Origin of the sequence: Streptomyces sp. BB1-1-1 (assembly GCF_031597775.1) — a bacterium.
GTDB lineage: Bacteria > Actinomycetota > Actinomycetes > Streptomycetales > Streptomycetaceae > Streptomyces > Streptomyces thinghirensis.
Genome location: NZ_CP134203.1, coordinates 3725416 through 3742467, shown reverse-complemented (window position 1 = coordinate 3742467; position 17052 = coordinate 3725416). Strand labels below are relative to the sequence as shown.

The 17052-nt window shown below is 71.6% G+C and carries 12 protein-coding genes; 8 read left to right on the top strand and 4 right to left on the bottom strand.

Features of this window, described 5'->3' with window-relative positions; all coding sequences use genetic code 11:
* Positions 1-48 precede the first annotated feature (48 nt).
* Positions 49-5022 (top strand): DNA repair ATPase, encoded by a 4974-nt coding sequence (locus RI578_RS17190; RefSeq protein ID WP_310871899.1) that lies wholly within the window; start codon positions 49-51, stop codon positions 5020-5022.
* Positions 5023-5122: 100 nt separating this feature from the next.
* Here RI578_RS17190 and RI578_RS17185 read toward each other — a convergent pair whose 3' ends face one another.
* The 4 genes from RI578_RS17185 to RI578_RS17170 form a co-directional block, all read right to left on the bottom strand.
* On the bottom strand, positions 5123-5386 hold the full coding sequence (locus tag RI578_RS17185) for a lipopolysaccharide assembly protein LapA domain-containing protein (RefSeq protein ID WP_310871898.1): 264 nt from the start codon (positions 5384-5386) through the stop codon (positions 5123-5125).
* Between the two features lie 714 nt (positions 5387-6100).
* Positions 6101-6970: an alpha/beta hydrolase gene (locus RI578_RS17180; protein WP_310871897.1), complete on the bottom strand. Its 870-nt coding sequence runs from the start codon at positions 6968-6970 to the stop codon at positions 6101-6103.
* A gap of 152 nt (positions 6971-7122) precedes the next feature.
* Entirely contained in the window at positions 7123-7527 is a 405-nt protein-coding gene (locus RI578_RS17175) for a PLAT/LH2 domain-containing protein (RefSeq protein WP_310871896.1), read from the bottom strand.
* A gap of 607 nt (positions 7528-8134) precedes the next feature.
* Entirely contained in the window at positions 8135-8572 is a 438-nt protein-coding gene (locus RI578_RS17170) for a hypothetical protein (RefSeq protein WP_003974483.1), read from the bottom strand.
* 518 nt (positions 8573-9090) lie between these two features.
* Between RI578_RS17170 and hemL the strand changes: the two genes are divergently transcribed.
* The 7 genes from hemL to ccsB all read left to right on the top strand — a co-directional run bounded on the left by hemL (position 9091) and on the right by ccsB (position 16972).
* Positions 9091-10407 (top strand): glutamate-1-semialdehyde 2,1-aminomutase, encoded by a 1317-nt coding sequence (gene hemL, locus RI578_RS17165; RefSeq protein ID WP_310871895.1) that lies wholly within the window; start codon positions 9091-9093, stop codon positions 10405-10407.
* Positions 10408-10448: 41 nt separating this feature from the next.
* Positions 10449-11096, top strand: coding sequence for a histidine phosphatase family protein (locus RI578_RS17160; protein WP_310875787.1), 648 nt, complete (start codon positions 10449-10451; stop codon positions 11094-11096).
* Between the two features lie 137 nt (positions 11097-11233).
* Positions 11234-12523 carry a hypothetical protein gene (locus tag RI578_RS17155; protein ID WP_310871894.1) on the top strand — a complete coding sequence of 430 codons (1290 nt, stop codon included), beginning with the start codon at positions 11234-11236 and terminating at the stop codon, positions 12521-12523.
* 66 nt (positions 12524-12589) lie between these two features.
* Complete coding sequence (locus RI578_RS17150; RefSeq protein ID WP_310871893.1) at positions 12590-13276, top strand: TlpA disulfide reductase family protein; 687 nt, start codon at positions 12590-12592, stop codon at positions 13274-13276.
* Between the two features lies 1 nt (position 13277).
* The gene (locus RI578_RS17145) at positions 13278-14048 is read left to right on the top strand and encodes a cytochrome c biogenesis protein CcdA (protein ID WP_310871892.1); all 771 of its coding nucleotides are present in this window, start codon (positions 13278-13280) and stop codon (positions 14046-14048) included.
* Between the two features lie 3 nt (positions 14049-14051).
* A complete protein-coding gene (locus RI578_RS17140; RefSeq protein ID WP_310871891.1) occupies positions 14052-15836 on the top strand; it encodes a cytochrome c biogenesis protein ResB in 1785 nt (594 codons plus the stop codon).
* Positions 15833-16972, top strand: coding sequence for a c-type cytochrome biogenesis protein CcsB (gene ccsB, locus RI578_RS17135; protein WP_310871890.1), 1140 nt, complete (start codon positions 15833-15835; stop codon positions 16970-16972). The genes RI578_RS17140 and ccsB overlap by 4 nt, the downstream gene beginning before the upstream one ends.
* Positions 16973-17052 lie beyond the last annotated feature (80 nt).

The window sequence follows — 17052 nt, the reverse complement described above, 5'->3', positions numbered from 1 at the left end:
CCGAGCAGGGGACGGCGGCTCCGGAGCCCACCCGCGGAAAGGAACCCCATGGCAACCGGGGCGGACACCAGCACACAGGAGACGCCGGGCACCGGCCCGCACACCGCACCGGGCACCGGCCCGCACACCGGCCCGAGCGGGGCCTCCGGCACGCACGGAACGCTGGACACCGGCACCTACGAGGTGCTGCGGGACCGGCTCACCGCGCAGGCCGCCGAACTCGCCCGGCGGGCCGAGGCGCTCAACGCCCGCCGAGTCGAGGAGTTCGGCTCGGTCCGGCTCGAACTCACCGGCACCGAACGGCTGGGCACCGAGCGGGCCTGTGTGCCGCAGGACGTCGTGGCCGTCGGAGACACGCTGCTCCTCGGATACAACACGGCGTTCGCGACCCAGTCCGAGGCGACCGTGGGCGACGTCTTCGCGCTGCACGACCGGGACCTCGACCGGCTGCCCGAGGACGCCGTGCCGGGCCTGCTGGACGACCCCGCCTTCGTCCGTGAGTTCGGCGCGCTGTACCGCTACTACCGCCAGGCCACCCTCATCCGGCTGCGCCGCGTCGAGGGCAGACTCCTCGCCGTCTTCCGGACCGGTGAGAAGGCCGACGACATCCGCGTACTGCGCTGGGCACTCACCGAGGACGGGCGGGCGTCCTTCCTCGACGCACGCGGCGACCGCGACCACGTCCTGCCGCCCTCCCACGACTTCACGTGGACCGAGGCGACCCGCGAGGACCACGTGCTCGGCCGGCACCCGCACGTCTCCGTCCGGGGCGAGGTCTTCGTCGCCACCGTCGGCGGCGCGCTCACCGTCAAGGTGGACAACGACACCGAGACGGCGCAGGGCATCCACGGCGAACCGGTCGACGAGCCGCTCCAGGCCCTCGCCGACGCGGAGATCGCCCACGCGCGCGTGGGTGCCCTGATCCTGCTGCGCGTCCGCCCCTACAAGGAGGAGACCGACCGGTACCTGGTGTTCAACACCCTCACCCGGACAGTGGTCCGTCTCGACGGCATCGGGGAGGCGTGCCGCCGGCTCCCCGAGGACCAGGGGATCATCTTCCCCGGGGGCCACTATCTGGCCACCGGTGATCACCGTACGTACGAACTCGATCCGAACGGCGTGGAGTTCGAGCGCGAGGTGCTCTCACCGAACGGCGAGGACGTGCTGTACACGTTCCGCGCGCCCGCCCGGGGCCGCACCCTGCTGCTGCCGTACAACCGGATCCGCAAGAAGGTCGCGGCCCCGCTGTCGTGCCAGGGGTGGGCACTGTTCGACGACGGCACGCTCACACTGCTGCGGTCCGAGGGCGGCGAGCCGGCCCGGGTGCACCCGGTCCAGCGCTGGTCCTCCCCGTTCGTGTCCGACACGTACGACGCCGCCCGGCCCGCCGGCAGCGGCCCGCTGGCCCGTATCGGCAACGCCGACCTCGTCCGGGGCATCGCCGACTGCCTGGCCGTGACCCGTGCCGCCACGGAGACCACCCCGACCAGCGGGGTGTACGCGGAACTGGCCGCCGCCTGCGCCCGGGCCGCCGACGCCCACCACTGGCTGGGCGATCCCGAGACCGGTGACCTGGCGGACCCGCTGGCACAGCTGCGCGACACGGCGGAGCAGGTGCTCGCCGAGTTCGAGAACGTGCAGGCCCTCACCCGGCAGGCGGCCGACGCGCTCGACGAGGCCGCCGCGCGGCTCGCCGGGGTGGTACGCCGGCTGCGCGGCGAGGCGCCACGCGGGGCCGCCGCGTGGGTGGCCGGGCTGACCGAGCTGCGCCGGGCACGGGGGCACCTGCTGACCCTCAAGGAGACGCGGTACGCGGACACGGCCCGCATCGACGAGCTCGCCACCGGCGCCGAGGCCGACCTGGCCGCCTTCGGGCAGCGGGCCGTCGCCCACCTGGCGCGCGAGGACGCCCTGGCCGACCATCACGCGGACGTCGAGCGGCTCGTCGCGGACGCCGAGGCGATGGGCACCGCAGCCGAGGCCGCGCCCCTCGGGGCCCGCCTCGACGAGCTGGGTGAGCAGCTCGGCGCGGTGACCGAGGTCGTCGCCGGGCTCGACATCGGCGACGCCACGGTCCGCACGTCCATCCTGGAGCGCGTCGCGGAGGCCCTCGGTGGCGTCAACCGAGCCCGGGCGGTTCTCGACACCCGTCGGCGTGCCCTGCGCGACCGGGAGGGCCGTGCCGGGTTCGCCGCCGAGTTCGCGCTGCTCGGGCAGGCGGTCACCGGCGCCCTGGCCGTGGCGGACACCCCTGACGCGTGCGACGAGCAACTCGCCCGCCTGCTGGTCCAGGTGGAGAACCTCGAAACCCGTTTCGCCGACTTCGACGACTTCCTCGGCGAACTCGCGGACAAGCGCGACGAGGTCCACGAGGCGCTCTCCGCCCGCAAGCAGTCCCTCGCCGACGCCCGCGCCCGCCGCGCCGAGCGCCTGGCGGACTCGGCGGACCGTGTCCTGCGGACGGTCGTCCGCCGCGCCGCGACGCTCGCCGACCCGGACGCCGTGACGACCTTCTTCACCTCCGACCCGATGCCCGCGAAGGTGCGCCGCACCGCGACGGAACTGCGGGAACTGGGCGACCCGGTGCGCGCCGAGGAACTCGACGGCCGCCTCGACGCCGCCCGCCAGGAGGCGTCCCGCGCCCTGCGCGACCGCGCCGACCTGTACGCCGACGACGGCCGCACCCTGCGCCTGGGCGGCCACCGCTTCGCCGTCAACACCCAGCCCCTCGACCTCACCCTCGTCCCCGACGGCGACGGCCTGGCCTTCGCCGTGACCGGCACCGACCACCGGTTCCCGGTCACCGACCCGGACTTCTCCGGCACCCGCCCCTACTGGGACCGGCTCCTGCCGTCCGAGTCACCCGAGGTCTACCGTGCCGAACACCTCGCCGCCCGCCTGCTCGACGCACACGGCCCGGCGGCCCTCGCCCAGACCGACGACCTGGCCGCCCTGGTACGGGGCGCGGCGGAGGAGGCGTACGACGAGGGCTACGAGCGCGGCGTCCACGACCACGACGCCACCCTGATCCTGACCGCCCTGCTGCGTCTGCACGAGGCCGCCGGTCCGCTGTGCCACGAGCCCGCCGCCCGCGCCGCCGCCCAGCTGTTCTGGGCGCACGGCACGACGGACCGGGCGCGAGGCGACTGGCAGCGGCGCGCGGTCTCCCTGGCCCGTGCCCGGGACACCTTCGGGCTCGCGCCCGCCATCGCCGACCTGCGGGGAGAACTGACGCAGGCCATCGGCGGGGAGAACGCGGAGGCCGGCGCCGCGTACCTCTTCGAGGAGCTGACCACCGGCCCCGACGGCTTCGTCCTCGGTGCCGCCACCCGCACCCTGCTGGAGAAGTTCCGCCGCACGGTGGGCGGTCCGGCCTACGACGACGACCTCACCGCCCTCGCCGACCCAGCCGCGCGCCGCCAGCTCGTCGAGGCGTGGCTCACCGCGTACACGACGTCCACCGGCGCGGACACCACGCCCGGTGACCTGGCGGAAGCGGTGGCCGCCGAACTCTGCCCGGACCTGCCCCGCTACGCGTGCGACGCCCCGCTGTCGGAGACCGTGCGGGGCCTGCTGGGCACCCACCCGCGTATCACCGGCCAAACCCTCACGGTCCGTGTGGACGAACTCCTCGCCCGCACCCGCGCCTTCCGCGCCCACGACGTGCCCGGCCACCGTGCCTACCAGAGGCGCCGCGGCACCCTGGTGGCCGCCGAGCGGGCCCGGCTGCGCCTGGACGAGTACCGCCCACGCGTGATGTCGGACTTCGTCCGCAACCGGCTCATCGACGAGGTGTACCTCCCGCTGATCGGCGACAGCCTCGCCAAGCAACTCGGCACCACGGACCCCGCACACCGCACCGGCACCGGCGGGCTGCTCCTGCTGGTCTCCCCGCCCGGCTACGGCAAGACGACGCTCATGGAGTACGTCGCCGACCGCCTCGGCCTCATGCTGGTGAAGATCAGCGGCCCGGCGCTCGGGCACGCCGTCACCTCCCTCGACCCGGCCGAGGCCCCCAACGCCACCGCACGCCAGGAGGTCGAGAAGATCAACTTCGCGCTGGGCGCGGGCAGCAACACCCTCCTGCACCTCGACGACATCCAGCACACCTCGCCCGAGCTGCTCCAGAAGTTCATCCCGCTGTGCGACGCCACCCGCCGCGTCGACGGCGTGCGGGACGGCGAGCCCCACACCTACGACCTGCGCGGGAAGCGCTTCGCCGTATGCATGGCCGGCAACCCCTACACCGAGTCCGGCAGCCGCTTCCAGGTTCCCGACATGCTCGCCAACCGCGCCGACGTCTGGAACCTCGGCGACGTCCTCACCGGCAAGCAGCACGCCTTCGCGCTGAGCTTCGTCGAGAACGCCCTCACCGCCAACCCGGTCCTCGCCCCGCTCGCCGGCCGCGACCGCGCCGACCTCGACCTGCTGCTCCGCCTCGCCGAGGGCGACACGTCGGCCCGGACCGACCGGCTCACCCACCCCTACGCTCCGGCGGAACTGGAACGAGTCCTCTCCGTCCTGCGCCACCTGCTCACCGCCCGCGCGACGGTCCTCGCCGTGAACGCCGCCTACATCGCCTCCGCGGCCCGGACGGACGCCGCCCGCACCGAACCGCCCTTCCGGCTCCAGGGCTCGTACCGCAACATGCGCAAGATCGCCCAGCGGATCCAGCCGGTCATGAACAGCGCCGAACTCTCCGCGCTGATCGAGGACCACTACCGGGCCGAGGCCCAGACCCTCACCGCGGGAGCGGAGGAGAACCTGCTGAAGCTGGCGGAACTGCGCGGGACGCTCACCAGCGGACAGTCGGCTCGCTGGGCCGAGGTGCGGGCCGCCTACGTCCGCGGCCGGGCCCTCGGTGGCCCGGAGGACGACCAGCCGACCCGCGCCGTGGCCGCCCTCGGCCTCCTCGCCGACCGGATCGCCGCCGTCGGGACGGCGATCGACCGCGCCGCCGGACCGCCGCACCGTCCGACCGGCGCGCACGCCCGGCACGCGACAGCGGACAGGGAGAGTTGATGGCCTCTTTCCAGTGCCGGCGGCATCGTGAGTCGCCTGGTTGACGCCGAGCGTGCCGTGGCGCAGCGCGGGCGGCCGATCGCCGGGCCGCCCCGCGACGTCACTTGCCCTTGCCGCGCAGCAGGAGCGCCCCGCACAGGCCGCCCAGCACGAACATGATGAGGAGCGCCAGGTACAGGGGCATGGTGACCACGGGCACCACGAGCCGAATCCTGACCTCCCGGGTGTTCTCGGCGATGAGGACGATCGCGAGGGCGGCGAGGACCAGCACGGTGATCCGGGACGGGGTCAGGGCAGAGCCGCGTCCGGCGCTCTTGTGCCCGTCGGCCCGGCCGGACGGCTCCCGGGTGTCTTCTCGGCTCATGGTGCCAGGATCGGCGTGATCGGCCCGTGAGACCCCGGTGGGCACGGCCACTCAGGTGACCGGCTGGACGGTCGGGCCGCCGTCAGCTGCGGTTGGTCTGTCGCACGCCGCACGTGTCGGTGTCCGCCGGACACCAGTGGGTCCGGCCGCCCACGAGGTGGAGTTCGAGGTCGGCGTCGCGCATACCGTTGGCGTCGAGCGCCTCGCGCAGTGCGGCGGGGGCGGGGTTGTGGGGGCAGGCCGAGTACGCCGATGACGACGATGCCGTTGCGTGCCTCGACGGAGGCGATCTGCCACTTGCCGGTGGCGGCCCAGCGTTCGGCGACCGGCTCGGCCTCGGCGGCCAGCCATCGGTCGCGGGCGACGCTGATCGGGTGAGGGCGGTTCTGTTGGCGTCCGTGACTTCGCACAGCAGCCGTCCCCAGCCAGGCTCATATGCCCTGATGTGCCCTCGGCCGGCGGCCGTGGGAGGGCTCTCCCGGCTGCCCGGTTTCGACGAAGAGATCGGGACGTGGCCGGGCGCCCGGGGTCGGTTGCGGACCGGAGCACGCGAACCCTGCCGGCAGTACGACCCCGGCGCCCAGGACGGAGATCAGCCGGCCGGGGACACGGCTCCGCACGTGCGCTCCGCGACGGCGGTCTCCAGGGCCCGGCCCGGTTCCCGCGCCTGCGTACCGCGCCCGGGGCGGGAGAACCCCCCGGTCAGCGGTTGGCTCACGAGGCGTCGTCAAGGACCTGCCGCAGTCGACGCGCGAACTCGTCCGGCTTCCCCGGGTATCCGAACTCTCCGTCGCAGAAGCCGGCGTGATGGCTCGGGAACACGGTCACCCGCTGCCCGAGCAGTTCGGCGGTCGCGACGGAGGTGCGTCCGGTCTGCACGTTCTCGGACTCCTCGCCCACGGCGATCACGGTCCGGGTCGGCGCGGCAGCGATCGCGTCGGCATCCGGCCGATAGCTGCTGACCGCCCATGACCGCTCGGACAGCAGCGGATCGTCACGTGAGCCGTCGTCCTCCGTGGGCATGCCGAACGCGGCGGGATCGGCCTCCGGCTGTTCGAAGTACGCGTCGGTGAACTCTCCCTCCCACGAGGTCATGGCCACGAACGCGGCCATCCCGGCCCCCCACCCCCGCTTCTCGTAGGCCTCCCGGACCCCGGCCCGTGCCCGCACGGCCGCCGGGCCGTCCGGCGTGAGGGTGATGAGCGGCGGCTCGTGCGCGACCAGAGTCGTCACGTCCGCGGGATACTTCGCCACGACCGCGAGCGCGGTGACCGCTCCGCCACTGCTGGCGAACATCTCGACCGGCCCGGCCCCGAGCGCCTGGATGACGGCGTGCACGTCGTCGGCCTGGGTCTGCGGCGTGTGGTCGACCCGCCCGTCCTTACGGGTACTGCGACCGAGCCCGCGCGGGTCGTAGGTGACCACGGTCCGCTCGGGAAAGCGCGCGGCGAGCGCGGCGAAGCCGCCGGCGTCCATGGGCTGCCCGATCATGAGCAGCGGCGGGCGTCCATCTGTGGTCGGCAGCGGTCCGCGAACGTCGTAGACGAGGTCCGCGCCGGCCGTCTCGAGTGTGTGAGTCTCCATACCTGTGCAGACCGGCCCCACCCCGGAAACTCATCGACGTGGCGAGCGCCGCTCAACGATGTGTCTGAGCGCGGAAAGGACGGGGCCCGAAGACCCCGCCCGCACCCGGCCAAGGCGAATCGTGAACGGCACTGAACTGGCCGGGCAGGCTCTCAGCGGGCCACCACCCGCTGCCTCACCCCACGCCGATCCCGGCACGAGGACGACGCCGATGCCGATGCCGAGACACCGGCGCTCAGACCCGCTTGAGGTGGAGGGTCTTGCTCGTTGTCGTAGGTACGGGTGCCGGTGCCGCCGGGGTTGACGGTGACGGTGACGCCTTCCAGGCACCAGGCGTCGTCGTTGTCCTTGCCCTCGAAGCGGAGGTAGACGGGGTAGCGGTCGGCGTCGTCGCCGAAGATGTAGGTGTAGTTGTCGCCGGCTTCGAAGTCGTCGCGGGAGGTTTCCAGATGGAACTCCCGGCCGGCGATCCCCAGATACACGAAGCCGTTGGTCCCGGCCTCCGCATCGCTCGCCGTCCACAACTGGACAGTGATCTTCGTGATGCCGGTCATCATTCCTCCATGCAGGAGACGCGACCTGCCCGACGCTCGACACGGCGGGCCCCTTTGGAAGGCGCGCCAAAGCCGTTCATGCGGGTGCGGGGCGCGGTGACAAGGTCTGCTCGGCGGCACAGCCCGCTGGCCGTGCTCACACTGAGCATTCGTCTGATTACTTTGAGATATCCGGCCGTTCTTGCCTGGCTCGAGGCGCACCGTGGCACAAACACGCAGTGTCAACAACGCGGGCGCGATGCTCCACGGCATGGTGGAGGAGGCCACGGAGGGGCGATGGAGGTCGAAGGGTTCGGCATCAAGGTCACCATCGTCCAGATGGGCGGCTACAACACCGGCTTGTTCACCGCCGGCACCACGAACACCGAACCCCTGGCGCAGTATCAGCCCCTGCGCGCCGAGCTGGGAGCACCTCAGCCGCATCGGTCCGGGCTGATCGGGTTCGCCTGCCGAGTTGCCGCCTCTCGCGTGAGCTGCCATGAGCGTTCGCCCGAGAGCGGCGCCGCGGGATCGGACAGGCCCAGTCGGTGGGCCAGGACCGGCAGGTCCGTGAAGGCGAAGTGCTCGGCCCCGGCAACCCCGGAGCTGCGAAACCCCAGTTCAGACCGGCTCAGGGCCACACAAGGCAATACGGCTGATGCCCCGCCTCATGCAGCCGGTGGCTGAAGTCCTGCCACTCGTGCAGCAACTGGTACACATTGAACGCGTCCCGGGGCCCGCCCCGGTCCGGCACCGTCGACCAGATGAAGGCTGCCGCGCCGACCGCTTCCTCGCCGATGCCGCGCAGGGGGTCGACGACGGTCATCGGGAGTTTCACGACCGCGTAGTCGGGGTGCAGGACGACCAGTTCCAGCGGCGGGACCTTGTGCAGGGGGACGCCCTCGATGCCGGTGAGGACCATCGCGGCCATGGTCTCCGGCTTGATCTTGGTGAACATGCCGTTCATCCCGAGCTCGTCGCCGCCGAGTTCCTCGGGGCGCATCGAGATCGGGACGCGGGCCGCGGTCGCGCCGTCGGGCGCGCCGAAGTACTTGTAGGTCACCCCCACCCGACCACCATTCCTGCTCCCCGCCCCCAGCCGGTCGGCCCGCTCCTCGAACCGGTCGGGTTCGCTCGGCGTGCCGTGAGTCTGACGTGCTTCGGTCGATTCCTCCGCCTCGCGTCGGTGTTTTCCCCGCCGGGCACGTCGAGGACCCAGGTCGTCGGTCCCCTCGCCCAGTCCGCCACCGCGATGCATATCTCCACCCGACTGCTTTTCTAGGACGCGTGGCCCCCGCCGCGCAACCCGATCATCGTGTCAGTGACCTCCCCCACGGCCGCTCGCCGAAACGTGCCGTGAAACATATGTCCGTCATATGTCCCGGGGTGGCCGGCGGCCCCTCTCCGCGCCGCCTGTGTGAGCTGCGCGGACGGGCTCCAGTCTGGCAGACGACGCGGCGGTCGGGGCGGTTGTCTACCCTGAATGAGGTCACCCTGGGCAACCAGAGGTCGGGCGGGGTCCGAGAGGGTCCGTAGCGGAGTCCGATACGTCGGAGAAGGTCGAGAAGGTCGGAGAAGTCGCAGGTCATGAGCGAACTGGCATATCCATACGAAGCACCGGCCTCGCAGGCTCTGTTCGACCGCGCGGCGGCCGTCACGCCCGGCGGCGTGAACTCCCCGGTGCGGGCCTTCCGCGCCGTGGGCGGCACGCCCCGGTTCATGGTGTCCGGCACCGGGCCGTACCTGACCGACGCCGACGGCCGGGAGTACGTCGACCTCGTCTGCTCCTGGGGGCCGATGATCCTCGGGCACGCCCACCCCGAGGTGATCGCCGCCGTGCAGGACGCGGTCGCGCGCGGGACGTCGTTCGGCACGCCCGCCGAGGGAGAGGTCGCCCTCGCGGAGGCGATGGTCGAGCGGGTCGCCCCGCTGGAGCAGGTGCGGCTGGTGTCCAGCGGGACCGAGGCCACCATGTCGGCCATCCGGCTCGCCCGAGGGTTCACGCAGCGCACCAAGGTGATCAAGTTCGCCGGGTGTTACCACGGTCACGTCGACTCGCTGCTCGCCGCCGCCGGTTCCGGCCTCGCCACCTTCGCGCTGCCCGACACCCCCGGTGTCACCGGCGCCCAGGCGAGCGACACGATCGTGCTGCCGTACAACGACATCGACGCCGTGCACGCCGCCTTCGCCGCCCACCCCGGCGAGATCGCCTGCGTGATCACGGAGGCCTCGCCCGGCAACATGGGCGTCGTGCCGCCGCTGCCCGGGTTCAACCAGGGGCTGAAGGACGCGTGTGCGGCCAGTGGCGCGCTGTTCGTCTCCGACGAGGTGATGACCGGGTTCCGGACCAGCCGGGCCGGGTGGTACGGCGTCGAGGGCGTCGTCCCCGACCTGATGACCTTCGGCAAGGTCATGGGGGGCGGGTTCCCCGCCGCCGCGTTCGGCGGACGTGCCGATGTCATGGCGCACCTCGCCCCGGCCGGGCCCGTCTACCAGGCCGGCACCCTCTCCGGGAACCCGGTCGCCACGGCCGCCGGGCTCGCCCAGCTGCGGCTCCTCGACGAGGCGGCGTACGACAGGATCAACGCCACCTCCCTCCAGATCCAGGGCCTCGTCACCGAGGCGCTGAGCAAGGAGGGCGTCGCGCACACGCTGCAGACCGCCTCCAACATGTTCTCCGTCTTCTTCACCGACGGCCCGGTGCGGAACTACGAGGACGCCAAGGCGCAGGAGTCCTTCCGGTTCACCGCCTTCTTCCACTCGCTGCTGGAGAACGGCGTCTACCTGCCGCCGTCCTCCTTCGAGTCCTGGTTCGTGTCCACCGCGCACGACGAGCGGGCCGTCCAGCGCATCGCCGACGCCCTCCCGGCGGCGGCCCGCGCGGCCGCGGAGGCGACCGCGTGAGCGCCGGGGACGACAGGGACGACATCACCGCCGTCCACGTGATGCGGCACGGCGAGGTAGAGAACCCCACCGGCGTCCTCTACGGCCGGCTGCCCGGTTACCACCTCTCCGAGCTGGGCCGGCGCATGGCCGACCGGGTCGCCGAGCACCTCGCCCCGCGCGACGTCACCTACGTCGTGGCCTCCCCCCTGGAGCGGGCGCAGGAGACGGCGACGCCGATCGCCAAGGCGCACGGACTCGACCTCGCCACCGACGCCCGGCTCATCGAGGCCGACAACGTCTTCCAGGGCAAGACCTTCGGCATCGGCGACGGCGCGCTGCGTCGGCCCGCCAACTGGAGGCACGTGGTCAACCCGTTCAAGCCGTCCTGGGGCGAGCCCTACGTCGACCAGGTCGTGCGCATGATGGGCGCGCTGGACGCGGCCCGGGACCGGGCGCGCGGGCACGAGGCCGTGGTCGTCAGCCACCAGCTGCCGATCTGGACCCTGCGGTCGTACGTCGAGCGGCGGCGGCTGTGGCACGACCCGCGCAAGCGGCAGTGCACGCTGGCGTCCCTGACGACGTTCACGTACCGGGGCGACCGGATCGTGTCCGTCGGCTACACCGAGCCCGCCCGTGACCTCGTCCCGGCCCACCTCCTCGCCGGAGCCAAGCCGGTGAAGGGGCAGGGCAAGGCGTACGGGGCCTGACGGCCGGTCCGACCCCCACCCGCGCAACTGCCCGTACGTGACCCTCGTTACGGAATCCGCACAAATATCCGGAACCCGCACGTTCGTCACGTCCTCTGACTGGGTGACCACCAGAGGACGTGACGAACGAGGTTGCGATGCGCACTTCCACCCGCACTCTCACCCGCAGGGGGATGCTCGGACTCGGCGCGGGCGCCGCGGCCGCGGTCGGGCTCGCGGGCTGCGGTACCGGCTCCCACACATCGTCGGACGGCTCCCACGAGGCCGGCGGTTCCGGGAAGCCCTCGCCTTCCGGCAGCAACAAGGCCCCGGCCCGGCCCATCGGTGACGGCTCCACGTCGTACACCGGCAAGCAGCCGCACCAGCCGGACGCGCCCGTACCGCTGGAGCCCGGCCAGACTCCGCCGCAGTTCGTCGTCTTCTCCTGGGACGGGGCGGGGGAGGTCGGCAACGGGCTCTTCCCGCGCTTCCTCGACCTCGCCCAGGAGCACGGCGCGCACATGACCTTCTTCCTCTCGGGCCTGTATCTGCTGCCCGAGTCGAAGAAGCGCCGCTACGAGCCGCCGAACAACCCGCGCGGCGCCTCCGACATCGGCTACCTCACCGACGCCCACATCAAGGACACGCTCACGGGCGTCCGCCGGGCCTGGCTGGACGGGCACGAGATCGGCACCCACTTCAACGGGCACTTCTGCGGCGGCAGCGGCTCGGTCGGGAACTGGACGCCGGCGCAGTGGCGCAGCGAGATCGACCAGGCGAAGTCCTTCGTGAAGGAGTGGCGGACCAACACCGGCTGGACCGACCTGCCGTCCCTGCCCTTCGACTACGACAAGGAACTCGTCGGCGGCCGCACGCCCTGTCTGCTCGGCCAGGACAAGCTGCTGCCCACCGCCCGCGAGCTCGGCTGGCGCTACGACGCCTCCTCGCCCGGCGGCCGTCAGGTGTGGCCGGCGAAGAAGGACGGGATCTGGGACCTGCCGTTGCAGCAGATACCTTTCCCCGGGCACTCCTTCGAGGTGCTGTCCATGGACTACAACATCCTCGCCAACCAGTCGGTCAACTCGACGAAGGCGCCCGCGCACAACTACCCGGGCTGGCGCGAACAGGCCACGAACTCGTACATATCGGGCTTCAAGCGGGCGTACGAGTCGAACCGGGCACCCTTCTTCATCGGCAACCACTTCGAGGAGTGGAACGGCGGCATCTACATGGACGCCGTCGAGAACGCGCTCAAGCACATCGCGCGGGAGAAGGAGAAGGGCGAGGACATCCGGCTCGTCTCCTTCCGCCAGTTCACCGACTGGCTGGACGTGCAGAAGCCGGAAGTGCTGGCCAAGCTCCGTACCGTCGAGGTCGGGCAGCAGCCGGCCGGCGGCTGGAAGGCCTTCCTGAAGGAGGCACCGGCTTCCTCCGGAAACGCCGCCTGAAATGCGGGTTTCCGCCCGTGAGGGGGGTGCGCAAGATCCCCGGAACGGACATGCGAAACTTTTCACATGAGTGCCGCCAGCCGCGCCCCCCTGCGCTCGAACCGCACCGCCGCCCGCGCCCGTCGCCGCGTCGCCCTGACCACCGGCGCCGCCGCGGTCGCGCTGCTCGCCACCGCCTGCGGCTCCGGCGGCACCTCGGGTGGCGGAGGCAACACCGGCTTCGTCACCGGCGCGGACGGCATCTCCACCGTGGACAAGGGTGAGCGGGCCGACGCCCCCGACCTGTCCGGCGAGACGGTCGACGGGGGACACGTGGACGTCGACGACTACAAGGGCAAGGTCGTCGTGCTCAACGTGTGGGGCTCCTGGTGCCCGCCCTGCCGCGCCGAGGCCAAGAACTTCGAGAAGGTCTACCAGGACGTCAAGGACCAGGGCGTCCAGTTCGTCGGCATCAACACCCGCGACGGCTCCACCGGCCCCGCCCGCGCCTTCGAGAAGGAGTTCGGGGTCAGTTACCCGAGCCTGTACGACCCGACCGGCAAGCTGATGCTCCGCTTCGAGAAGGGCACGCTCAACCCGCAGGCCATTCCCTCCACGCTCATCATCGACCGGGAGGGCAAGGTCGCCGCGCGCACCCTCCAGGCGCTGAGCGAGGAGAAGCTCCGCAAGATGCTGGAGCCGTTCCTCACGGACGGGTCCGACGGATCCGGCGAGTCCGCCAAGTCCGCGAAGTCCGGCGAGTCGGGGAAGTGACGTGAGCGCACTGTCCACGCTCGCCGTGGCGGGCACCAACGGCACCGTGCTCAACGGCGCCCTGCTGGTGGCCCTGCCCATCGCGTTGCTCGGCGGCCTCGTCTCCTTCTTCTCGCCCTGCGTCCTGCCGCTCGTCCCCGGCTACCTCTCCTACGTGACCGGGGTCACCGGCACCGATCTGGCCGAGTCCCGGCGCGGCCGGATGGTGGCGGGCGCGTCGCTCTTCGTCCTCGGCTTCACCGCCGTCTTCGTCTCCAGCGGTGCGCTGTTCGGCTACTTCGGCCAGACGCTCCAGGAGAGCCAGGGCGTCCTGACCAAGGTGCTGGGCGTCTTCATGATCCTCATGGGCGTCTTCTTCATGGGCCTGATGCCCTGGCTCACCCAGCGCGAGTTCCGCTTCCACAAGAAGCCCGTGAACGGCCTGATCGGCGCCCCCGTGCTGGGCGCGCTGTTCGGCATCGGCTGGACGCCCTGCATCGGCCCGACCCTCGCGTCCGTCCTGGCGCTCTCCGCCGACCAGGGCACCGCCGGCCGCGGGGCCATACTGACCGTCGCCTACTGCGTCGGCCTGGGCCTGCCCTTCGTGCTCGCCGCGGTCGCCTTCCGCAAGGCGCTCGGCGCCTTCGGCTGGATCAAGCGCCACTATGTCTGGGTGATGCGGGTCGGCGGCATCATGATGATCGCGACCGGCCTGCTGCTCCTCACCGGCGTGTGGGACAGCATCGTGCAGGACATGCAGACCTGGTCCAACGGCTTCACTGTAGGGATCTGACCGATGAGCAAGACCACCACGGGCAAGACCCCGACGGACGCCCCGAAGGGCACCCCGGAGGACATTCCCACGGCGGGCGAGGAGCGGGAACTCGGCGACGCCGGCTCCCAGCTCTCCACCGCCCCCAAGGAGGAGGCGCCGGGCCTCCCCGCCCTCGGGGTCATCGGCTGGGCCCGCTGGTTCTGGCGGCAGCTCACCTCGATGCGGGTGGCGCTGCTGCTGCTCCTGCTGCTGTCGCTGGGCGCGATCCCCGGCTCGCTGATCCCGCAGGAGGGCGTCGACGCCCTGAAGGTCGAGGACTTCCGCGAGAAGCACGACATCCTCGGGCCCCTCTACGACGCGCTCGGCCTCTTCCACGTCTACAGCTCGGTGTGGTTCTCCGCGATCTACATCCTGCTGTTCGTCTCCCTCATCGGCTGCATCGTCCCGCGCACCTGGCAGTTCGTCGGCCAGCTCCGCGGCCGCCCGCCCGGCGCCCCCCGGCGGCTGACCCGGCTCCCGGCGTACACCACCTGGCGCACCGGGGCCGAGCCCGAGCAGGTCCGCGAGGCCGCGCTCACGCTGCTGAAGAAGCGCCGCTTCCGCGCCCACGCCGTCGGTGACGCCGTCGCCGCCGAGAAGGGCTACGCGCGCGAGGTGGGCAACCTGGCCTTCCACATCGCGCTGATCGTGATGCTGATCGCCTTCGCCTGGGGCCAGCTGTTCAAGTACGAGGGCAACAAGCTGATCCTGGAGGGCGACGGCTTCTCCAACACCCTCACCCAGTACGACGACTTCAAGTCCGGCAACCTCTTCGACCCGGACCACGACCTCGCCCCCTTCAGCTTCTCCCTGAAGAACTTCCGCGGCACCTACGAGGCGACCGGCCCCAACCGGGGCACCCCGCGCATCTACGAGGCCAAGGTCGACTACAGCGAAGGCGCCTACGGCGAGGAGAAGACGACCACCATCAAGGTCAACGAGCCGCTGGAGATCGACGGCTCCAAGGTCTACCTCGTCAGCCACGGCTACGCGCCCGTCCTCACCATCAGGGACGCCAAGGGCAACGTCGTCATGGACAAGGAGGCGACCGCCCTGCTGCCGCTGGACTCCAACGTCACCTCCTCCGGTGCCGTCATGGTCAGGGACGGCTACCGCAACGCGGAGGGCGAGAAGGAACAGCTCGGCTTCAACGCCTTCTTCCTGCCCACCTACGGCGGCGAGGGCAGCACGATGCTGTCGACCTTCCCCGCGCTGACCAACCCGATGCTGGCGCTCTCCGCCTACCACGGCGACCTCGGTGTCGACGCGGGCTTCGCGAAGAGCATCTACCAGCTCGACAAGAAGAACCTGAAGGAGTTCAAGGACTCCGACGGCGAGCTGTTCAAGAAGCAGCTCAAGATCGGCGAGACCATGACGCTCCCGAACGGTGCCGGCACGGTCACCTTCGACGGCGTCCAGGAGTGGGCCGGCTTCCAGGTCACCCAGCAGCCCGCCAGCGGCTGGGCGCTCGCCGGCGCGGTCGCCGCCATCTTCGGCCTCGCCGGCTCCCTGTTCATCCAGCGCCGCCGCGTCTGGGTCCGGGCCGTCAGGGGCGCCGACGGCGTGACGGTCGTCGAGATGGCCGGCCTCGGGCGCAGTGAGTCCGCGAAGGTCCCCGAGGAGCTGGGCGACCTCGCCGCGATCCTGTACGAGCAGGCGCCCGACGCACCGGACACCTCCGACGCGCCCGACGCACCGAAGAACGACGACGACACCCCCGATTCCCCCGACACCCACGTCGTACCTGCCGAAGGGCCTGAGAAATGACTCTCGCCACCGCGACCCACCTGGCCGCCGCGGCCAACGAGGACCTCGCGAACCTCAGCAACACGCTGATCTACTCGTCGATGGCGGTCTACACCCTCGCGTTCTTCGCCCACATCGCCGAGTGGCTCTTCGGCAGCCGCAGCAAGGTCGGCCGCACCGCGGCCGCGCTCACCGCGACCGGCGAGGGGAAGGCGAACGCCAAGGGCGCCCCGGCCGTCACCGTGCAGAAGGCCGGCGGCACCGCCGTGCTGGAGCGGCCGCAGGTCGTCGTCCGCGCGGCGGCCGGGACCCGTGACGTGCCCGACGGGCCCGGCGCGCACGGCGGCACCGAGAAGGGCGACCTCTACGGCCGTATCGCCATCTCGCTCACCGTGCTCGCCTTCGCCATCGAGGCGGGCGGCGTGCTCACCCGCGCCCTGTCCGTGAAGCGGGCGCCGTGGGGCAACATGTACGAGTTCAACATCACCTTCACGACGGTCGCCGCCGGCGTGTACCTCGTACTGCTCGCCCTGAAGAAGAACGTCCGCTGGCTGGGCCTGCCGCTGACCACCACCGTCCTGCTCGACCTCGGCCTCGCGGTGACGGTCCTCTACACCGCCAGCGACCAACTGGTCCCGGCCCTGCACTCGTACTGGCTGTACATCCACGTCTCCACGGCGATCTTCTGCGGCGCGGTCTTCTACGTCGGCGCGGTCGGCACGATCCTGTACCTCTTCAAGGACAGCTTCGAGAACAAGCTCGCGAACGGCGGCGAGCCCGGCCGCTTCGCCAGTTCCGTCCTGGACCGGCTGCCCGCCGCCGCCTCCCTCGACAAGTTCGCCTACCGCGTCAACGCCGCCGTCTTCCCGCTGTGGACGTTCACGATCATCGCGGGCGCGATCTGGGCGGGCGACGCCTGGGGCCGCTACTGGGGCTGGGACCCCAAGGAGGTCTGGTCCTTCATCACCTGGGTCGCCTACGCCTGCTACCTGCACGCCCGCGCCACCGCCGGCTGGAAGGGCCGCAAGGCCGCCTACCTGGCACTGGCCGCCTTCGGCTGCTGGCTGTTCAACTACTACGGCGTCAACATCTTCGTCTCCGGCAAGCACTCCTACGCGGACGTGGGCCTGGGCGCCCTCCAGTCCGTCGGTTTCTGACCCGGACGGCTCACCAGGCGCCGCCCCGCCAGGCCGGTTCCGCGTGACACAGGTCACGGGAACCGGCCTTCGCCGTGCGG

Coding starts and splice junctions, on each gene's coding strand:
- RI578_RS17140 (WP_310871891.1), top strand. CDS start 14,052: ATGAGCAAGACCACCACGGGCAAGACCCCGACGGACGCCCCGAAGGGC.
- hemL (WP_310871895.1), top strand. CDS start 9,091: ATGAGCGAACTGGCATATCCATACGAAGCACCGGCCTCGCAGGCTCTG.
- RI578_RS17160 (WP_310875787.1), top strand. CDS start 10,449: ATGCGGCACGGCGAGGTAGAGAACCCCACCGGCGTCCTCTACGGCCGG.
- RI578_RS17175 (WP_310871896.1), bottom strand. CDS start 7,527: ATGATGACCGGCATCACGAAGATCACTGTCCAGTTGTGGACGGCGAGC.
- RI578_RS17190 (WP_310871899.1), top strand. CDS start 49: ATGGCAACCGGGGCGGACACCAGCACACAGGAGACGCCGGGCACCGGC.
- RI578_RS17185 (WP_310871898.1), bottom strand. CDS start 5,386: ATGAGCCGAGAAGACACCCGGGAGCCGTCCGGCCGGGCCGACGGGCAC.
- ccsB (WP_310871890.1), top strand. CDS start 15,833: ATGACTCTCGCCACCGCGACCCACCTGGCCGCCGCGGCCAACGAGGAC.
- RI578_RS17155 (WP_310871894.1), top strand. CDS start 11,234: ATGCGCACTTCCACCCGCACTCTCACCCGCAGGGGGATGCTCGGACTC.
- RI578_RS17150 (WP_310871893.1), top strand. CDS start 12,590: ATGAGTGCCGCCAGCCGCGCCCCCCTGCGCTCGAACCGCACCGCCGCC.
- RI578_RS17180 (WP_310871897.1), bottom strand. CDS start 6,970: ATGGAGACTCACACACTCGAGACGGCCGGCGCGGACCTCGTCTACGAC.